The sequence below is a fragment of the Metabacillus litoralis genome (assembly GCF_003667825.1).
GTDB lineage: Bacteria > Bacillota > Bacilli > Bacillales > Bacillaceae > Metabacillus > Metabacillus litoralis_B.
On the sequence record NZ_CP033043.1, the window covers coordinates 3,657,094 to 3,673,479 of the forward strand.

Annotated in this window: 18 protein-coding genes; 5 read left to right on the forward strand and 13 right to left on the reverse strand. The window is 35.1% G+C overall.

Features of this window, described 5'->3' with window-relative positions; all coding sequences use genetic code 11:
* The first annotated feature begins 121 nt into the window (after positions 1-121).
* Positions 122-1,978: an MBL fold metallo-hydrolase gene (locus tag D9842_RS17925; RefSeq protein ID WP_121663686.1), complete on the forward strand. Its 1,857-nt coding sequence runs from the start codon at positions 122-124 to the stop codon at positions 1,976-1,978.
* A 42-nt stretch (positions 1,979-2,020) separates the two neighbouring features.
* Complete coding sequence (locus tag D9842_RS17930; RefSeq protein ID WP_121663687.1) at positions 2,021-2,272, forward strand: DUF3006 domain-containing protein; 252 nt, start codon at positions 2,021-2,023, stop codon at positions 2,270-2,272.
* A gap of 196 nt (positions 2,273-2,468) precedes the next feature.
* Here D9842_RS17930 and D9842_RS17935 read toward each other — a convergent pair whose 3' ends face one another.
* On the reverse strand, positions 2,469-4,175 hold the full coding sequence (locus D9842_RS17935; RefSeq protein ID WP_121663688.1) for a methyl-accepting chemotaxis protein: 1,707 nt from the start codon (positions 4,173-4,175) through the stop codon (positions 2,469-2,471).
* Between the two features lie 138 nt (positions 4,176-4,313).
* Complete coding sequence (locus D9842_RS17940; protein ID WP_121663689.1) at positions 4,314-5,153, reverse strand: class I SAM-dependent methyltransferase; 840 nt, start codon at positions 5,151-5,153, stop codon at positions 4,314-4,316.
* Between the two features lie 225 nt (positions 5,154-5,378).
* On the opposite strand from D9842_RS17940, the gene D9842_RS17945 reads away from it, so the two are divergent.
* Positions 5,379-5,579, forward strand: a complete 201-nt coding sequence (locus tag D9842_RS17945; protein ID WP_162987488.1) for a Spo0E family sporulation regulatory protein-aspartic acid phosphatase — start codon at positions 5,379-5,381, stop codon at positions 5,577-5,579.
* 122 nt (positions 5,580-5,701) lie between these two features.
* On the opposite strand, the gene D9842_RS17950 is transcribed toward D9842_RS17945, so the two are convergent.
* Entirely contained in the window at positions 5,702-6,130 is a 429-nt protein-coding gene (locus D9842_RS17950; RefSeq protein WP_121663691.1) for a hypothetical protein, read from the reverse strand.
* A gap of 252 nt (positions 6,131-6,382) precedes the next feature.
* On the opposite strand from D9842_RS17950, the gene D9842_RS17955 reads away from it, so the two are divergent.
* Positions 6,383-7,012 (forward strand): response regulator transcription factor, encoded by a 630-nt coding sequence (locus D9842_RS17955; RefSeq protein ID WP_121663692.1) that lies wholly within the window; start codon positions 6,383-6,385, stop codon positions 7,010-7,012.
* A gap of 46 nt (positions 7,013-7,058) precedes the next feature.
* On the opposite strand, the gene D9842_RS17960 is transcribed toward D9842_RS17955, so the two are convergent.
* The 5 genes from D9842_RS17960 to D9842_RS17965 all read right to left on the reverse strand — a co-directional run bounded on the left by D9842_RS17960 (position 7,059) and on the right by D9842_RS17965 (position 11,193).
* Positions 7,059-9,338: an ATP-binding protein gene (locus tag D9842_RS17960; protein ID WP_121663693.1), complete on the reverse strand. Its 2,280-nt coding sequence runs from the start codon at positions 9,336-9,338 to the stop codon at positions 7,059-7,061.
* A 43-nt stretch (positions 9,339-9,381) separates the two neighbouring features.
* Positions 9,382-9,555, reverse strand: coding sequence for a hypothetical protein (locus tag D9842_RS26020; protein ID WP_162987489.1), 174 nt, complete (start codon positions 9,553-9,555; stop codon positions 9,382-9,384).
* Between the two features lie 16 nt (positions 9,556-9,571).
* Positions 9,572-9,733, reverse strand: coding sequence for a hypothetical protein (locus D9842_RS26025; RefSeq protein ID WP_162987490.1), 162 nt, complete (start codon positions 9,731-9,733; stop codon positions 9,572-9,574).
* A gap of 255 nt (positions 9,734-9,988) precedes the next feature.
* Complete coding sequence (locus D9842_RS26030) at positions 9,989-10,144, reverse strand: hypothetical protein (protein ID WP_162987491.1); 156 nt, start codon at positions 10,142-10,144, stop codon at positions 9,989-9,991.
* A 155-nt stretch (positions 10,145-10,299) separates the two neighbouring features.
* Positions 10,300-11,193, reverse strand: a complete 894-nt coding sequence (locus D9842_RS17965) for a helix-turn-helix domain-containing protein (protein ID WP_121663694.1) — start codon at positions 11,191-11,193, stop codon at positions 10,300-10,302.
* Between the two features lie 292 nt (positions 11,194-11,485).
* Here D9842_RS17965 and D9842_RS17970 point away from each other — a divergent pair, with 292 nt between their 5' ends.
* The gene (locus D9842_RS17970; protein WP_121663695.1) at positions 11,486-13,120 is read left to right on the forward strand and encodes a M4 family metallopeptidase; all 1,635 of its coding nucleotides are present in this window, start codon (positions 11,486-11,488) and stop codon (positions 13,118-13,120) included.
* Positions 13,121-13,321: 201 nt separating this feature from the next.
* Here the strand turns inward: D9842_RS17970 and D9842_RS17975 are convergent, their stop codons facing one another.
* The 5 genes from D9842_RS17975 to D9842_RS17995 all read right to left on the reverse strand — a co-directional run bounded on the left by D9842_RS17975 (position 13,322) and on the right by D9842_RS17995 (position 16,386).
* Positions 13,322-14,287 (reverse strand): HD-GYP domain-containing protein, encoded by a 966-nt coding sequence (locus D9842_RS17975; protein WP_121663696.1) that lies wholly within the window; start codon positions 14,285-14,287, stop codon positions 13,322-13,324.
* Between the two features lie 64 nt (positions 14,288-14,351).
* Complete coding sequence (locus D9842_RS17980) at positions 14,352-14,576, reverse strand: aspartyl-phosphate phosphatase Spo0E family protein (protein WP_306821527.1); 225 nt, start codon at positions 14,574-14,576, stop codon at positions 14,352-14,354.
* Positions 14,557-14,718 (reverse strand): Myb-like DNA-binding domain-containing protein, encoded by a 162-nt coding sequence (locus D9842_RS17985; RefSeq protein WP_162987492.1) that lies wholly within the window; start codon positions 14,716-14,718, stop codon positions 14,557-14,559. Before D9842_RS17985 ends, D9842_RS17980 begins: the two co-directional genes overlap by 20 nt.
* A gap of 26 nt (positions 14,719-14,744) precedes the next feature.
* Positions 14,745-15,452 carry an EAL domain-containing protein gene (locus D9842_RS17990; RefSeq protein WP_162987493.1) on the reverse strand — a complete coding sequence of 236 codons (708 nt, stop codon included), beginning with the start codon at positions 15,450-15,452 and terminating at the stop codon, positions 14,745-14,747.
* Positions 15,453-15,657: 205 nt separating this feature from the next.
* Complete coding sequence (locus D9842_RS17995; RefSeq protein ID WP_121663700.1) at positions 15,658-16,386, reverse strand: LytR/AlgR family response regulator transcription factor; 729 nt, start codon at positions 16,384-16,386, stop codon at positions 15,658-15,660.

The following is a 16,386-nucleotide window of genomic DNA, read 5'->3' on the forward strand; positions in this document are numbered from 1 at the left end:
AGAGAACCTGTCCCTCAGGACCTTCTTCAGGACCTTTTTCCCATTTCCAATAATCCCCCCTAGAAATCCCATTTCATTTCCTATACCATAGTCGATGGATATTAATTAAGGGGGTATTCTTTTGATAAAAAAGAGAAAAAAGATACTATTATACACACTACTATTAGGTACAACGTTATTAATGGCTCCAGTTGTGACGAATGCATCTCCAGGAGGTTTGGATTCTAACGGTGGTCATACTTGTCGTACAAACTGTTCACAGTACGGCTTAGAAACCGGTGAATATCACTATCACAGAAATGGTGAGATTGTTAAGGTCACTACTCCAACTACAAACACACCTACAACAAATACGAGCAATGTAGCTTACCAAGATGCTGTAAATCAAGGTAAGATCCTCAATTCCAAATTATCAGCTTATCATCAGGCAATTAACAGCGGAGATATCGCGAAAATAAATGGACTATATGATGCTTTTACGAAGCAATTAAAATTAGTAGAATCAAAGATTGGGAAGGTATCTGGTTCATCTAATCGCTCAAGTTTAAATGAGCAGTATGTAAGACCTTCAAAAATTGCGATTGAAAGAACAATTTATGAAGTGTCACAGTATCGTTTGTTAAGTTTTATTAGTACAGATATTACAAAGGGTAATATCGGAAAGGCAATTTCTAATACAGAAAAGCTTGAGCGTTTAAAGGATCGAGCTGATGAGATTAAAGATGCTGGTGGTTATCAACAGCTGCCAAGTGGAGTGAATAAATCATTACGTGCTACTGAGGCTAACCACCAAGGAAATCTTCTTACTCACTTGCTTGCAACATATAATGAGGCAATAAATAGTGGCGATATATATGAGGTTGACTTCCTATATGATCAATTTACAAAGCAGTTACGCATAACAGAATTAAAGATTGGACAAGTTTCAGGTCCAAATAATCGTTCAGCATTGAATGAAAAATATATTACACCAGCCAAAGTTGCAGTTGAACGCACAATTTACGAGGTTTCACAGATTCGTTTAATGTACGTGATCGTTGACTTAATTGAGAGCGGTCAAACTAGTGAAATTGATTCTAAGTTTAAAGTGTTAGATCGTTTGAAAAATAGAGCAGATGAAATAAAGGATACAGGTGGCTACAAAGCACTTCCTTCTATTATTAAAACAGATCTTGAAAGCTTAGAAGGAGATCTAAGAAATCCTCAAGACTTTTCAGGTGTAGGACTTTTTGAAGCTCATTTCATTGATGTTGGACAAGGTGACAGTACGTTATTAGTTACTCCTACCGGTAAAACGGTTTTAATTGATGGTGGTAAGGAATCTGAAGCAGATCAATTGATTCAACACCTTACGGACTTAGGAATCCAAACAATTGATTTAATGGTTGCCACTCACCCTGACGCAGACCATATTGGTGGACTGGTGCCTGTTTTAGAACAATTTGAAGTAAAAAAAGTGGTTGATTCAGGTAAATCCCATACAACTCAAACATATATGAATTATCTGGCACTTATTGATCAGAAAAATATTCCGTTTGAAATTGCAAAAGAGGGTTCATTTTTGAACGTAGATTCTGCAGTTACCATTGAGGTTTTAAACTCATTAGAAGAAAGCAGTGATACTAACGATTCATCAGTCGTATTAAAGGTATCTTATAAAGAATCAGATTTCTTATTAACTGGTGACGCGGATGCTGAGATCGAAGCAGAAATGATGGCAGAAGGATACAATCTCGACTCAGAAGTGTTAAAGGTTGGTCACCACGGTTCTGACACATCAACATCACAAGCATTTCTAGAAGCTGTTAATCCAATTATAGCCGCTGTCTCTGTTGGAGATAATAGCTACGGCCACCCTGCCCCCACTGTAATGGATCGTTTAACGACTTATGGAGTAGACCTCTACACAACTCTTCAAAGCGGAGACATCCTAATAACAACAGACGGACAGGAAATCACGGTTTACACAGAACGTTAACATGGGGACAGGTTCCTTGTCCCACTCTAATGGGGTGTTTTAGTGGAAGCGAAGGTTTATACAATAGATCGTTTCGAAAAGGACTTGGCTGTTTTGCTCTCAAGAACAGATGAAACAGTTCAGGTTGATGTTCCGCGCAATCAGTTGCCGGATAGAATAGAAGTAGATAGTATTCTTGAGGTTGAGTTTGCTGGTGACGGATCTGTTTTATCCGCAAACGTTCTGGAAGACGAAACAAGTACTGCTAAGAATAATGCTCAAGAGTTACTAAATAAACTAGCCAATAAGAATTAAAGCGGTGGGACGTGGGGACAGGCACCTTGTCCCACCATTATAGAGCTAGGATGAATTCTCCATATTGAAGATAAAGAAGGGGTATCATCTCCATATTGAAGATAAAGAAGGGGTATCCAGCGGATACCCCTTCTCCTATGGGACAGTGAACCTGTCCCTCTGTCCCGACCTTTTGGAGACAATGAACCTGTCCCCATTAAGCCTCAAATCTTTTAATTAATCCGTTTAGGTCATCAGACAGTTCTGTTAGCCCTTCTGCACTTCTAGCTATTTCTTCCATAGAGGTACTTGTTTGCTGAATTGAAGCAGAGGTTTGCTCGATTCCTGCTGCTGATTCCTCTGAAATTGATGCTATATTTGAAATCGAGTTGTTCATTTTTCCACATTCAATGTCAATGTCGCTTAATCTCATGGCTACACCTTGAATTTTATCGACAACTTCCGTAATAGCCAGGTGAATTTCTTCAAATGTTTTACCGGTAGTTTGAATATCACTCGTTCCTTTTACCACTTCACTGTAGCCTTCTTCTAAAGACATCACAACATTGTTTGATTCCTTTTGAATGCTATTCACAATTCCTGTTATATCAGAAACAGATAAAGTAACTTGCTCAGCCAGCTTACGAACCTCACTGGCTACAACAGCGAATCCCTTACCGTGCTCCCCTGCTCTAGCTGCCTCTATCGCTGCATTTAAAGCAAGTAAATTTGTTTGCTCAGCAATGGATTGAATGACGCCTACTAAGTTTGAAATTTCCTTTGATTGAGTATCGAGTTGTTTTACTTTATCAACTGACTCTTTCACAATTGTATTGATTTTATCCATTTGACTAATGGAAGATTCCATAAGTCTAGTGCCTTCCTCTGTAAGCCCTTGTGCTGAAACTGCAGAAAATACAATGGTTTCTCCAAAAGAGTTAGATTCTTTAATTTTATCAACAAATCCACTCATCGTTTCTGCCAGATCTGATGCATCATTAGCTTGGGTTTCTGCACCAGCTGATAATTCTTGCATCGTGACTGCCACTTGGCTGCTTCCTTCTTTTACTTCAGCAGAAGATTGAGTTAGCACCACACTTTGTTCAGATACATTTTCCGAAACATTAGAAATCTGCTTGATCATGTCTCTTAAATTAACTAGCATAGAGTTCATTGCCAGACTAAGTTGACCAATTTCATCTTTGCTATCATAATCACTTTCTTCTACTAATAGATTTCCATTCGAGATCTCGGTTGCCATATTGATGACATTATTTAATTTTTGCTTAATCTGACGGTTTATAAAAAATGCAATAATAACTCCTATAATGATATTAAAGATAATCGCACTGAAGATGATTATGATTGTCTCTTTAATACTAGCCTCTGTTGCTACTATCGCTTTATCACGGGCTTCGTTGATCATTTCCTTTAATTCCATTAAATGCCCAACGACCTCATTGCTCAATGCCTGAGTTAATTTTCTTTTAGCATCCAGACCTTCTGTACTCCCGCTTTCTACTTCAGGAACAATTTCTTCCAAAAACACTCTATTCATTTCGTTATCGCTATTTTGAATGAAATTGAAAAGCTCTTCTTCTCTCTTAGTATCAATCGAACTTTTTAGTTCTTCTTGAAGACTATTAAATAGTGCTCTTTTTTCTTCAAAGTCAGTAACAAATTTTTCATCTGGTGAATTAATGTAATCCGCGATTCGACCATCTTTGTCTCTAAAGATACCAGCCATATCAGCTGTTTTAACTGCTCGCTCTCCTCTTCTCTCTAGTGCAGATAATTGATCTTGAATTTCTTGCATTTCATTGTATATAAAAAATGCAGAAATCGTGAAAAGGATAATTGAGATGCTCAGTGCAAGATTATATTTCACACCAAGTTTAAGGTTTTTAAAGCGTTTAAATAACATCCTAAGTGCCCCCAAAATAGTCTTTTCTTTTATTATCGGTTTATTTTGTAAGCACTTTAGTCATTACGCTGATAAAATGACAAAAAGGGAGATTTCTATTCGACAAAATCCGGGAAGTGACAGGCACCCCCTACCTATCTATCTAGGTCTCCAGCTAATCAAAGCCGCATTATACTCATTCCTATAAATAAACTTCCCGTTCTCACACACAATATATTTACTTAGAACATCCTCCACCAATGATATATCTACGTTATCGGTTAGAATTTTACTCATATTTTTCTCTAAGCATTCTTCATATGATGAATATACCTGTGTTCTGGATAAAGGGATGATCTTACAATCTGCATAGATTCCTAGTTCATATAATAGGTTGAGCAAGTCAATATAATCTTTACGTGGAAATTTCACCTCAATACCATATTGATCATGAAGCTCTAGGTAATGTGGTTGAATGGGACCTGTTGTCATCCCAATGATTGCTAATCGCTTTGCATGTTTATGAATATGAAGCAAGGCTTTTTTAATTTCAAACATTCGATAAAAGCAATTAAAGCCAAAGATAACATCATAGTTTTTATTTAGTTCTATACGTTCCCACTTTTCACGAATGAACTCAACGTCCGTAATATTTCGTTTATGTAATTCTCCATTTAAAAAATCAAGAATTGCTGAAGAACTATCAACAAGTGATAGCTTCTTTACTCTTTCTGATAACGAAAATGTATAATTTCCCCATCCTGGCCCAATTTCAAGTAGTTCATCTTGATCATCTATTAAACTTGAAACATGTTTCATTATTTCGATGGCATAAGGATCTGGGTTACCGATATTGTCTTTCTTTTTTAGCAACTCCTGCCAAAAATTCTCCTCACTCTGATCGTTTATCATTCTCTCAGGCAGATTTCCTTGCCAGTCTTTTATCCCTTCCTGCCACTTTTCTTCAAAACTATGTAAGCCATTCTTTTTATTTTCCATGCAACCTCCAGCATAAGTTGTTTATTGTTATACTGTTCCAACGTCTCTTTCCAACTTATCTTCTATTATTATACCGTTATTAATGACTTTATCACTAAAGAATAGGTTCTGCTGCTTAACAGTGAGAGTCACCACTTTATTTCAATTTCCGAAACTTTCGATTCACACTTTCACCATAATAAGGTAAAATAATTAGGTAAATATACCTATCAGGAGTGAATAAGATTGGCTACTGCATTAACATCCAACACTCTAGAGATACTAGAGAAACAACTAGAGAAGTCAATTAATGAACTACAAGAAGACCTAAAGAAAACTGTTAAAAGTTTTGGCCTTAACAGTACTAGAACAATAGGTAAAAGTAAACAATTAGATAAATTCATTTTCGAACTACAACTAATAAAGCAACTAAAAAAAAGTTTATAGGGGGACAGGTACCTTGTCCCATTTCCTAATTCAACATTAAAAGGGTGTCCAGTGGTGGACACCCTTTTTTTGGTGGGACATGGAACCTGTCCCTCCGTATTCCCTCCGTATTCACATGCAACCTAAAACACAGGAATTACAAAATACCTTACTTTAGGTTCTAATCGTATAACCTCTTCATGACTACCATTTTTGTCGTTCCAAATTATCGTTAGTAAAACTTCATCCTCTTTATTTTCTATCATCTCAGTTGTTGTTAAATAATTGTAGGTTTGACCTTTTTCTAATACAACCTTACTGTCTACCGAATGTACTTCTGATCTGTTTTTAGTAAGTAGAACACTTGAGACAGTGACTGTTTCTTTTCCGTTCCACATAAGGCTACCGTTCCAAAAGCCTTTAGGACTTAGTTCATCCTTGAACATTGTTTTCCAGTCCTTATTTTGAGAGGATCCTTCCCACTCAGGGGGTTGATTTAGTGAGTAGATGATCCAGGATACAAGGCACAAAAGTAAAACAGCTATGGAGTAAATTATTTTTTTATTTACCATCCTCTATCTCCACTTTTTTCCTTCATCATACATGAACTGAAATGGATATGATAGAGTACTAGCTACCTATTATTTTATTTACTAACACTCTATACAAACTTCTTTGATGTATTCCTCGAGACAGAAGGACAGGTTCTTTGTCCCTATTCCACTTACCAAAATCCGTTAATTTAGTGGGACAAGGGACCTGTCCCCTTGTCCGCAGATTTGTTGTATACTAAAAAAAGAGCTGAAGGACGAGGGTGATTTCCAATGGTTAATGTATTAGTTGTCGATGATCATATCGCAGTAACTGAAGGAACAAAGGCTATTTTAGAAACGTGTAATGATATCTTTGTTGATACTTTGTCGCCCCCTTTTTCTATTGATTTGATTAAGGACAAAGATTATGCAAAATACGATGTTATTTTAATGGATATTAATTTAGGTTTGGATCAAAACGGAATTGAAGTGTCTAAACTTATTCTGAAGGACCAGCCTAATTGCAAAATCATTATTTATACGGGATATGACATTGAGGATTATTTTTTAGAGGCTGTCAAGAATGGGATTTACGGAGCAATAAACAAAAACACAACAAAACAAAGTATCGTTACTTATATTCATCATGTTCTTAACGGGGAAATTGTGATGTCATTAGAGCTTTGCAAAAGATCTCTAAAGACTTCGGCAAAGCCACCAAGAGAGAAAGTTGGCTACACGGAGCGTGAGCGAAAAATCCTAGAATTATTAGGCGAAGGTCTAACAAACCAGGAGATTGCAGATAGAATTTACGTAAGTAAACGAACCGTTGAGTATTCCATCACTGAGATATTCAATAAACTGAACGTATCATCACGTGCAGAAGCCGTTTTAATCGCAAAATCTGAAGGACTGTTATAAAAAAAAGATAACCTCTTCTTGTCTTAGGCAAGTACAGGTTATCTTTTTATATTTCAATGATTACTTTAAATCCATCACCAGGGTTCGTATCAATCTTCATTGTTCCATTTAATAACGTAACTCTTTCACGAATACCCGACAATCCCATGCTGCTTTCTTTGGAGAAAACTGTATCTACTCCTGTTCCAACACCATTGTCTTCATAGTGAATCACCAATACCTCTTTAATGTTGACAAGGATAAGGTTAATATGTGAGGCCTGAGAATGCTTAGCCGCATTGTTTAACAACTCTTGGACAATTCGATAGATATTTAATTGAACATCTAGATCCTCAGGTTCCCTAAGGTTGTTAATATTTAAATTAACCGTCATTTGATGGTTTTCTTCATGTTGATAAATTAACTTTTCCAAACCCTTTTTTAACCCTAAGTCATATAAAACATTGGGTCTTAATTCATAGCAAGTTTCTCTAGTTGTCTTAATAACCTTCGTGATGTCATTCATCATTTTATTTATCTCGTCAATACTTACATCATTACCGCTTACATACCATTCACTCGCTCTTTCAAAATTCTTTTGAAAAGAAAGCAAATCTTGTAAAACCGAATCATGAAGATCCTTCGCAACCTCTGATCTTTGTTTTTCCTCTAACTTATAGAGCACGCGGTTTAGCCAAATTGGATTCGATTCTTCCTTTGAATGCTCCAAGTTTTCAAGATATGACATGAGATTTTCTATTTTCAAGAAGTTCTCAAGCGTTACATGGGTATAATAGGCAAGAGTTTTTAGATACGAGAGTTCATCCCTTGTTAAAATGGGTGTGTTTATTTTAGAAGTACATACAAGTAAGTAAAAGTTTTTATCCACTTCACCTACATTGATAATGAATCCTCTATTTACTTCAATAATTTGCCCAACCGACTTATTGCATTTCTTAATTTCATCTTCATATTCAAAAATATCCGGATTAAGCTCACTTAGTATTTCTGAATCTTTACCAATCTCAACATGGTAGATATCACTAACTAGTGTAATATCTAGTATTGTTTTCTTAAGTTCATCCATTACCTGACTAATATTATTTGCATTCCTAAGACTTTCTGTATAGCGAAAAATACTCTGTTGATAATTTTTCTTTTCAGAAAAACGGTTTAATTTGCTGTCTAGTATTTCCTTATAGTAAAACGTTAGCATATAGATAAATATGAAAAATACAAATAATCTGATTGAATATAATATAGCGTTATTACCTTTTGTCATTGCAACTACAGAAATACTAAGCAATCCAGGAATTAATCCTATAAGAAAGTAATAGCGTACTCGCCCAATAACAAAATCAATATCATGAATTTTGTCAGCTAAAAATTGATAAACTAACGCGGTTGGGATAATAATTAGGAATCCAGCCAATATAATCGGAGGAAAAATATATACCCTAAACAATACATATGGAATGACATAAAAAATAACAAATGGTGAAATAGCAATGATATTTGAAATAAGCAGTACTTTAATTAGATATTTTTGTACCCTGTAATCTATACGTCTTAATCCTAAAACCATTACAATAAATGCAATTACATACAGGATAAAAAATGACAATAAGTTTATAGATTTTTGATAAGAAAATTCCACAAATATCATTTGTTCAATTAAAACATTTAGAATAATTAGTAGATAACCTGTCTTATAGCACCATTTGCTGAACCATACTTTTCCAATATTTGAAAAGTAATGGTAGATAAATTGTAAGAATAATACTGGAACAGATAAAAAAGTGACAAGATTTAAATTTCTAAGTAGTACTTCTCCTCTAGTAGATCCTCCAGCACTAAAATATGCAACTGAGAGATCCAGTAGAAAAATAATGAGGTAGAATGAAGGGCGATTTAATCCATTTTCAGTTGTATTATAGATATGGAAGCATGCATAAAGCACTAAAATAGCGACAATTGATGGAACGATAATTTGAAATACCGTTTGCAAATCAAACGTATAATCGAACTGAAATTCTTCTATTTCACCATTTTGTTTTAGGACGCTTATTCGATCTGATTGTTCAATTCTTTCATATTTATTTACTAGTTTATAATTATGTGGATCTTCACCATTGACTGAAAGTATGATATCTCCCGGCTTGAGTCCAGATTCTTCCGCTATTGAGCCTGGTTCTAACTCAACAACTGTAGTTGGTTTATCTGGATCATTTGTAACCCTTGCCCCGATATAGGGGTGCATAGTTATAAAAACTGTTGTATACGCAACAATTGATAAGAAGATGATTACGGCAATGGTGAAGAACACTCTTGACTGTCTTTTATTCACTTTGTTCCTATATAACTCCTTTATGCTTTAAAGCATATATTAATTACATCCAGAATTTAGATAAAGACACTTTACTATGATCTTTAATCATTTTAATAACCTGAAGAGTCTCTTCCTTCGTTACTTTTACTAAAGAAGCTGTACCTGCTAAAACCGCTTGCTTTTCTACCTCATTGTTTCTTAGGTAATTAACTGTTTGCTCAACTGTTGGATTCATTCAAAATCTCTCCTTTTTATATGGTTTCTAAAAGTACATCTTTTATTGCTTTTTGTTCTATCTCATCTACATAAAGTAGGCATGAGCGATTTAAAAGTATTTGTTGTAGTTCCTCTTTGTTCTTAGGATCAATTAGGTATGCTACTATATCGGATAGTTCATAGTTTGATCGAATCATCATACCCTCCTTCAACACTTCTATTTTACTAAATTTGTAAGGGTTTTGAAAATAAATTTTTTGTAAATTTAGGAGATATGTTGTTGATAATGGTATTTTCCGGTAAATCATTGTTGAAAGATAGAGTAATCAATATGCATTTCTACTCATTGATATTTACACCCTTTGGCCCTTTTTAGCAGTTACCCTTACATTTAAGACCAAAAAAACTCCCGCCTTCAAGTTCGGGAGTCTCAATTTCACTATTCATTCTCTTTAATGCTGGTCAGGTAAATCAGCGTAACTTGGTCCACTCACCGAAGCTGAAGTATCGATTTTAGCTGCTGATACTTGCTGAGGCTCAGAAAATAAAGAAATACTAGAAATCGTAAGTGCTACTGCAACAACTACATGTAAAAAGTACCGTTTCATAAACATGACCTCCTAACTAGTTTCTTCTATTATAATAGGAATTTACCTTTCATGATTTGGTCATGATGGGCATCTAGCTTTTATTTCACCATGTTGTACTCTGTTTTAGAACCATAAACATACGAAATTATAATAATAGGAATATTTTAATTAGATTAGGAGGCGCCTTTTTCCAAGAAGCTAGCCTCAATCCTTTGAGCTGCATGAATCATTTCTTCTTTTCCTTGCAATCTGAAGATCGTAATGGACTTTTTGATAAAACTGGAGCCATGATCAACGTCACCCATACGATAATAATTCGAGCCACATTGGAAATAAAGCTCTCCTAACAAATACAATGTTTCCATTCTTAATGCTTTTTTTATTCCTTTTTGACAAAAAATTAAAGACTTTTGGTAATCTCCCAAATCAGTATAAGCCTTTCCAATCCCATAGTAGATGCGTAGATATATGGTTTCATCCTTTATCTCTTCTAAAAACTTCATACTTTGAAGCAGCTTTGTATATAGCTCTAGTGATTGTTCATATTTCCCTTTCTCTTTATAGAAAATCGCCAGGCTGTTGGCTATTTCAATTTCTCTTTCCTTCATTAGCGTATTTCCATCTTTATAAGTCATAGAAAGGGCCAGCTTCAACTTATCTATTCCACTCTGAAGATCTTTAAACAGGTAATGTTGACAAATTCCTTCATGCCAAGTAAAAAACTGTTGATGCTCAATGGTTTGAAACAAAGCGTTTCCTTTTTCTTTTTGAACAATATGATAAACAGACTGATAATCACGTTCACGGATGTAATATCTGATCATTTGATACACATCCCTTACATAGTCCAGTCGTGGTGTTTCTGCTATTTCAAAAAAATAATTCATATCGACTCCAAGCTTACGTGATATTTTATATAAAATAAGGGAAGATGGGATTTCATTTGAATTTTCAATCTTACTAATTTGAGCTTGAGTACAAATTCCCTCAGCTAACTGCTGTTGACTTAAATTCAACGATTTTCTTAAGTCCTTAATGACACGACCAATATCAACAGTTTCATACATACTCCACGCCCCCTGCTCAGTATCTTAATCATAATCTACTAAAAAGAACATACCATGAAAGTGAACTATACATCTATGTTACTCTCTTCCATATTTAACATAAAAGAGAATATTCGTATAATTATAAAATATTTTAAAATAACAAGGACAATGGCTTTTTGAAAACACCTTGCCTTCTGTAAGGTTGGTTATTCGTTCTAAACCTCTTTGACCAGATGCTTCTAACCTTCTAAACTAAAAAAACGATGAAGCATTCGCTAATCGTAAAATTTTTGTAAAGGGGATAGAAAAGATGTCAAAAAAACTAGCTACTATTGTTCTTGGTACCTCATTAGCATTCAGCACCATCTTACCCGCATCCACATCATTTGCCCAAACTTCATCTGAAAAGCTCATGGAACAAATGAATTTAGAGCAAAAGCTGATCGAAAAGGACAAGGATGCTCCATTATTCCTCTCTGGAAAACTCTCAAAAGATAAAATAAAAAATGACAAAGATGTGAAGGAATTTTTAAAAGCAAACAAAGAGTTATTTAAGATTGATTCCCATAAAGAACTAACATTACTAGAAAAAGAGACGGACGAGCTTGGCATGACTCACTACAAGTTTGCCCAAGCCATTCATGGCGTGCCAATTGACGGAGCTGTCTTTGTTGTTCATACGAACGAAAACGATGAAGTCATCGCTACAGCTGGACAACTATATTCTGATGCTGCTGATAAGCTAGCAAAAACACAAACAAAGGCTTCCATCACAGCTGAAAAAGCGGTAGATTTAGCCTGGGAAAAAATTGGCTTAACAGAAAAAGAAACGAACAGTGGACATGACCATCAAGACGAGCTTTCTAGCTCAGAAAATACTCAAGTAAAGAAGGATTTAGTGATTTATCATCACGAGGGCACCTACACATTAACCTATAAAATCCAGCTACAATTCATAGAGCCATATGGAGCAAATTGGCGAATTTTTGTTAATGCAAAAGACGGTTCAGTTGTGGATGCTTACAACGCTGTTAACGATGCAGCTACTACCGGAACTGGTTATGGAGTACTAGGTGATTCTAAAACACTCAACACCTATTCCTCAGGTGGCACGTATTATTTATATGATGTAACCAAGCCGATGAATGGTGTGATTGAAACATTCACAGCACAAAATCGTTCAACATATCCTGGCGCACGTTCTGTTGATAGCAATAATGCTTGGACAAGCTCTACGCAACGAGCTGATGTTGATGCTCACTTTTATGCAGGAAAGGTATATGATTACTTCTTAAACACACATGGCCGAAATAGCTTTGACAATAAAGGTGCTACTATTCGTTCAACTGTTCATTATGGCAGTAACTATAACAACGCCTTTTGGAATGGTTCACAAATGGTGTACGGAGATGGCGACGGTAGTGTTTTCGCTCCATTATCAGGTGCACTCGACGTTGTTGCACACGAACTCACACATGCTGTGACAGATCGATCAGCATCTCTTGAATACCGCAACCAATCCGGAGCGTTAAATGAATCGTTCTCAGATGTTTTCGGCTATTTCCTAGATCCACAGGATTATTTAATGGGAGAAGATGTTTATACACCAGGACAACCTGGTGATGCATTGCGAAGTCTCTCAAACCCAGCTCAATTCGGCCAGCCTGAGCACATGAATCAATATGTGAACACCACATCTGACAACGGTGGAGTTCATACGAATAGTGGAATTCCAAATAAAGCTGCTTATTATACAATCAGTAGCATTGGCAAAACACAAGCAGAAAAAATCTACTATCGTGCACTAACTGTTTACCTCACACCAACTAGCAACTTCAGTTACGCACGTGCTGCCTTATTACAATCTGCTGCTGATTTATATGGTAGTGGAAGTAGTGCTTATAGCGCTGTGAAGTCAGCTTGGGATCGTGTAGGGGTTAATTAAGATACACACGGTCGTCCCCATCTTTACACACGAGGGACATGGGGACAGGTCCCTCTCCCCAACCTTTAAACCCGAAATAAAAGGGACACGGGGTCAGGTCCCTCGTCCCCACCCTTACACACGAAGTATGGCAGAAATAAGTTAAAAGGACATGCTCTATATAAGGCATGTCCTCTATTAATTAGTCTCATGATTTCTACTTTAACCTTGGTCACTAATAATCTTCACATTTAAAATATCCGTCCCTTTACGATCAATAACCTGTATAAAGCTATCTACCACAGCCGGATCATAATGTGTTCCTCTACATCTTAAAATTTCCTTGACTGCAAATGAGAAGCTATTGTTTTCCCTATATCTTCGATTAGAGGTCATCGCATCGAAGGAATCTGCAACAGCAATAATTTTTGCTTTAATCGGGATTTTCTGCCCCTCAAGGCCCGAAGGATAACCGCTTCCATCTTCTCTTTCATGATGATATAAAATTGCATCTAAAATTCCATTGTTACTAAATGTTTTTATGTGCTTGACTATATCATATCCTATCATTGGATGGGTTTTTATAATTTCATATTCTTCCTGAGTTAATCTACCTGATTTATTTAATATACTCTCAGGAATACCTATTTTTCCAAGATCATGTAGCTGGGCAGCGAGTTTTATCTCACTACAAAACTTCTGATCAAACCCCATTTCCTTAGAAATTAATTCAGCATATCTAGCAACATTTGAGGAGTGAAAGGCAGTATACTTATCTCTTTTATCTATACTATTTGCCAGAGCTGTTGTCATCCTAACGAGATTTTCTTTTTGTTCAATACTATTTCGTACCAATGCTGATATCGCATACCAAATGGCAAAATAACTGATCCATTGAAAGAAAATAACTTCAATCTCAAAAGGTAAGCCATCTGGTGCTACAACATACCTAATAATAGTAACTAATATACTCTGAAGAATACCTTGCCAAACTGGTTTAAAAACAAGTCCTGAAAAAACCATAATGATACTATAAAGTCCGACTAAACTTCTGCCAGTATACACATGAAAATCTATCCAAATAAAAAGCGCAAAGATCAAGAAGAACAAATATCTATATGTTATTAATATTTTAATTTTTGAATTTAAGTGATCACTTTTATGAATAAAGGTTTGGAATAATTTCAACTACTTCCACATCCACTAGAGTTTTCTTCGCATAGTTAAAAAAGAAAGCCTTCACAACATCCATTCAGCTAACTTTTAAACAGGTACATTTTTGATAGACTACGATTAATTTGTCTAACTCACGACTTTTCATAATTGTCTTTTCATCCAAAAATCCAAAAGCCTGGGCTGTATAAAATAAGTTCTGACGAGCTGCTTCTATTTTTTGAACTAACTTTTCTTTATCTCCCTCTACAAAAACACATCGATAACAACTTTCTTTCCTACGGTTATGCATATATTTTCTCATACTTAATTTTTCTATATCTTTTTTCAACACTAATGGCCGTTCTATCTAAAATATCAGCTATCTCCTTGAATCTCTTGCCACTTTTTCTTAACTTTAGTAATTTAAAGTCTTCACTTGTTGTCCAATGTTTGTATGTTCTCATTATTCGTCCCCTACCATTTGTAATTATTATGAAAGAGACCAAGAAGGCCTCCCCAAGAGATCTCCTTGTCCAAGAGTTACTTTTAATTTCTTTAAATAAGATAAATCTATTGAAGATTTTATTCCCTCCATTATGAGTACAATTCCCTGTTCCGTACAGTAGTCAACAAGGAGAGAAACGACCTTTTGCTTTTGCTCCGACGTATTTAAATTTAAAGATAAATAACTGCTTAACTTCACAATAGAAGGCTTGATTTCAGTCATCTTTTTTAGCGAATTAATCCCTTTTCCAACGTTCGTAATCGCAACAAATATACCAAGCTCTTGTAGTGTATTAATTGTATTCTTTATATCTGATAGGTCTCGTCTATGCTCTCCCTCATTTGTTTCATCTAATTGAAGAACTAATCGACCGATTATATCTGGGAACTTCTTAATTAACTCATTAAGAAATCTTGGAAAGGTTTCATGAAACAAAGTAGATGGAAAGATACTAGTAAACAAGAAGTGCGATTTTAAAAAAGGAAAAGCTTCTATCGCCTTCTCAATTGAATAAATATCATGTTGGTATAAATGATTATGTTCACGCACTATACTATATACTTTTTCTCCATTTAAGCCCGGATTATTCCTAGTAAAACTCTCATATCCATATATAGTTGATTTAGCAATATTCCAGATAGGTTGAAAGCTATGATGTATACCATACATTTCGGATTCATTACTAAATGACATGAAAATCCTCCTCTTTCTAATTGAAACCATACTAAATACCTACTTTCGTCAAGTATATTTCTCAATTACAAATATGTCCAAGTGAGTTCATGTATCCTAACTAAATGTTTACACTCTCTTTAAATCCTTTTAGACAATATAATGAAACAATTAGACAAAATTATAAAATTTTAAGAAAAAAAAGAAATAGCAAATTTCGCTATTTCTACTGTCTGGCTATTATATGTTGGATTGATTTTAATTGAAGCTTGGATATCCTAGCTGGTTCTTTGTACCCGGAGAATTTAGCAAAGTAGGTTTGACCATGTGATTCAATATATTCGATCTGACTAACATTTACAATGTTTGATCGGTGGGATTGGACAAAATTATCCGGTAATTTCTCTAATAATTCTTCCAAGGATAAAGATGATTGATAAACTTTGTTACTTGTATGGATAAATGTTTTTCGCTCTTGCTTCTCAATATAATATATATCATTCGTTGGAATCACAGTAATATTGTTATAATATTTTAAAACCAATTTATTTTCCTGTTTTTTACTAGAAGGATCTTCTACTAATTCTTCTTCCTTTATTACCATATGGGAAGCTCTTTTCAGCGCATGCTTAAAACGGTCGAACTCTATAGGCTTAATAATGTAATCTACAGCATTTACACCAAAGGCTTCTAAGGCATACTCATCATTTCCAGTAATAAATATAATTTGCAAATTAGGTAGCAATTTTTTACAAGACTTTATTGCATCCATACCATTTATTAAAGGCAATTCAATATCGACAAGGGCAATATCCGGTTTTTCGGTCACAATATACCGAATAAGTTCTTCTCCATTATTCGCCTCACCAACAATTTGATAGGATGGCATTTTTGAAAGAAACAACGATAAGATTTTTCTAGAAGGGAGATCATCTTCAGCAATAACTACCTTCAT

Excerpts from the sequence above, each read along its gene's own strand:
- D9842_RS17965 (WP_121663694.1), bottom strand. The coding sequence starts at position 11,193 with ATGTATGAAACTGTTGATATTGGTCGTGTCATTAAGGACTTAAGAAAA.
- D9842_RS17970 (WP_121663695.1), top strand. The coding sequence starts at position 11,486 with ATGTCAAAAAAACTAGCTACTATTGTTCTTGGTACCTCATTAGCATTC.
- D9842_RS17940 (WP_121663689.1), bottom strand. The coding sequence starts at position 5,153 with ATGGAAAATAAAAAGAATGGCTTACATAGTTTTGAAGAAAAGTGGCAG.
- D9842_RS17985 (WP_162987492.1), bottom strand. The coding sequence starts at position 14,718 with ATGAGAACATACAAACATTGGACAACAAGTGAAGACTTTAAATTACTA.
- D9842_RS17995 (WP_121663700.1), bottom strand. The coding sequence starts at position 16,386 with ATGAAGGTAGTTATTGCTGAAGATGATCTCCCTTCTAGAAAAATCTTA.
- D9842_RS26025 (WP_162987490.1), bottom strand. The coding sequence starts at position 9,733 with ATGATTCGATCAAACTATGAACTATCCGATATAGTAGCATACCTAATT.
- D9842_RS17955 (WP_121663692.1), top strand. The coding sequence starts at position 6,383 with ATGGTTAATGTATTAGTTGTCGATGATCATATCGCAGTAACTGAAGGA.
- D9842_RS17935 (WP_121663688.1), bottom strand. The coding sequence starts at position 4,175 with ATGTTATTTAAACGCTTTAAAAACCTTAAACTTGGTGTGAAATATAAT.
- D9842_RS17980 (WP_306821527.1), bottom strand. The coding sequence starts at position 14,576 with ATGAGAAAATATATGCATAACCGTAGGAAAGAAAGTTGTTATCGATGT.
- D9842_RS26030 (WP_162987491.1), bottom strand. The coding sequence starts at position 10,144 with ATGAAACGGTACTTTTTACATGTAGTTGTTGCAGTAGCACTTACGATT.
- D9842_RS17990 (WP_162987493.1), bottom strand. The coding sequence starts at position 15,452 with ATGTCATTTAGTAATGAATCCGAAATGTATGGTATACATCATAGCTTT.
- D9842_RS26020 (WP_162987489.1), bottom strand. The coding sequence starts at position 9,555 with ATGAATCCAACAGTTGAGCAAACAGTTAATTACCTAAGAAACAATGAG.
- D9842_RS17950 (WP_121663691.1), bottom strand. The coding sequence starts at position 6,130 with ATGGTAAATAAAAAAATAATTTACTCCATAGCTGTTTTACTTTTGTGC.